Below are 1794 nucleotides of genomic sequence, written 5' to 3'. Positions count from 1 at the left end.
GTAAGCGCTGTCGCCACCCCACGCCTGTTCAGCTTGACGGGGTGAAGTTCCAAGGTAGCAGCTCGTCGATCCTTCTGGCCGGGTGACCGGCGGCGATGGCTTCCAGGGTCGCCTTCAAATAGGCAAAGGGCTCGACGCCGTTGATCTTCGCGGTGGCTATCAGGGAGGCGATGCGAGCCCAGGTGCGGCCGCCCTCGTCGTGGCCGGCGAAGAGTGCGTTCTTTCTTGTCAGGGCGATCGGGCGGATCAGGTTTTCGACGGCGTTGGAGTCCATCTCGACGCGGCCGTCGTGGAGGAAGGTCTGCAGGCCGCCCCACTGGCGGTGGATGTAGGTCAGCTTCTCGCCGAGGCGCGACTTAGCCGAGATACGCAGACGCTGTGCCTGCAGCCAATCACCGAACTCGGCCACGGGGGGCGCGCTGCGGGCCTGACGGGCCGACAGACGTTGGCCCGGGCCCATGCCCCGGATCTCGGCCTCGATGCGGTAGAGCTCAGCGATACGGCGCAGGCCCTCGGCGGCGATTTCCGAGCCGTCGCGGTCGAAGACCTCCTTCAGCTTGCGCCGCGCATGCGCCCAGCAGTGGGCCACCGTGATCGGCGCGCCGCCCTTGCGGGACGGGCGCGTCAGCCGGTCATAACCGGTGTAGCCGTCGAGCTGCAGGATACCGTCGAAGCCCTGAAGGATCTGTTCCGCGTGGGCGCCGGCGCGGCTGGGCTGGTAGGTGAAGACGACACCGGGCGGGTCTTCTCCGCCCCATGGTCGATCATCGCGGGCCAGGGCCCAGAGGTAGCCGGTCTTGGTTCGGCCGCGTCCGGGGTCGAGGACCGGAGCCGTGGTCTCATCCATGAACAGCTTTCCGGAGGACTTGATGCGTTCCGCCAGCCGGTCGACCACGGGGCCGAGGTGGAAGGCGGCGGTGCCTGCCCAGTCCGCCAGGGTGCTGCGGTCGACTTGGATGCCGGAGCGCGCCAGGATCTGGCCTTGGCGGTAGAACGGCAGGTGGTCCGCGAACTTCGAGACCAACACATGAGCGATGGCGCCCTCGGTCGGCAGACCGCCCTCGATCAGCCGGGGCGCGGCCGGCGCCTGGGTGACCCCGTCCGAGCAAATGCGGCAGGCATACTTCGGCCGGATGTCGACCAGCACACGAAGCTGCGCAGGCACGATGTCCAGACGTTCGGTCCGATCCTCGCCGATCTGGTGCATGCGGCCGCAGCCGCAAGGACACTCAAGGCTCGCTGGTTCGATGACACGCTCGATGCGCGGCAGGTCCGCGGGCAGATGGCCGAGATTGCGCTGTCGTGTCGCGCGCGGGGGCTGGGTAGAGGGGGCGGCCTGCTCCCTGCGGGTCTCGACCTCGGCGACGGCGGTTTCCAGGTCTTCGAAGGCAAGCTGCCGGTCGTCATCACTCAGCTTCTCGGACCGTTTGCCATGCACGACATGGTTCAACTCGGCCACGAGATGCTCGAGCCGCCGGTTGGCTTCCTTCAGGGCGCCGTTTTCCTGCAGAACCGCCAGAACGGCGGCGCGCTGGCTCTCGGGGATCGCGGACAGGTCGATGGGCGGGGCGTCGGGCATGGCTGGATTATACCGGGCCCGGGGCGCCGATGCCCGGTTATTCAATAGGCCGAGTCACTCTGCCACAGCCGGTCGGCGCACCTCCAGAGATCGAACCCGGCGCCAATCCAAACCGGCAAACAGGGCCTCGAACTGCGCCCGGTTCAAGGTCATTGCCCCGTCGCGGATCGCGGGCCAAGTGAAGGTGTTTTCTTCCAGCCGTTTGTAGACCATCA

2 protein-coding genes are annotated in these 1794 nt (G+C 67.4%); both read right to left on the bottom strand.

All coding sequences use genetic code 11. The annotated features are described in order from the left end of the window. Positions 1–28: 28 nt before the first annotated feature. On the bottom strand, positions 29–1579 hold the full coding sequence (gene tnpC / locus SM763_RS24110; protein WP_347510050.1) for an IS66 family transposase: 1551 nt from the start codon (positions 1577–1579) through the stop codon (positions 29–31). A gap of 54 nt (positions 1580–1633) precedes the next feature. Then, entirely contained in the window at positions 1634–1792 is a 159-nt protein-coding gene (gene tnpB, locus SM763_RS24105; RefSeq protein WP_369000120.1) for an IS66 family insertion sequence element accessory protein TnpB, read from the bottom strand. Positions 1793–1794: the final 2 nt, after the last annotated feature.

Source organism: Pseudophaeobacter sp. C1-32P7 (assembly GCF_041008775.1).
GTDB classification, from domain to species: domain Bacteria; phylum Pseudomonadota; class Alphaproteobacteria; order Rhodobacterales; family Rhodobacteraceae; genus Phycobacter; species Phycobacter gallaeciensis_A.
This window is presented reverse-complemented; position numbering and strand designations above follow the sequence as displayed.

Coding starts and splice junctions, on each gene's coding strand:
- tnpB (WP_369000120.1), bottom strand. CDS start 1,792: ATGGTCTACAAACGGCTGGAAGAAAACACCTTCACTTGGCCCGCGATC.
- tnpC (WP_347510050.1), bottom strand. CDS start 1,579: ATGCCCGACGCCCCGCCCATCGACCTGTCCGCGATCCCCGAGAGCCAG.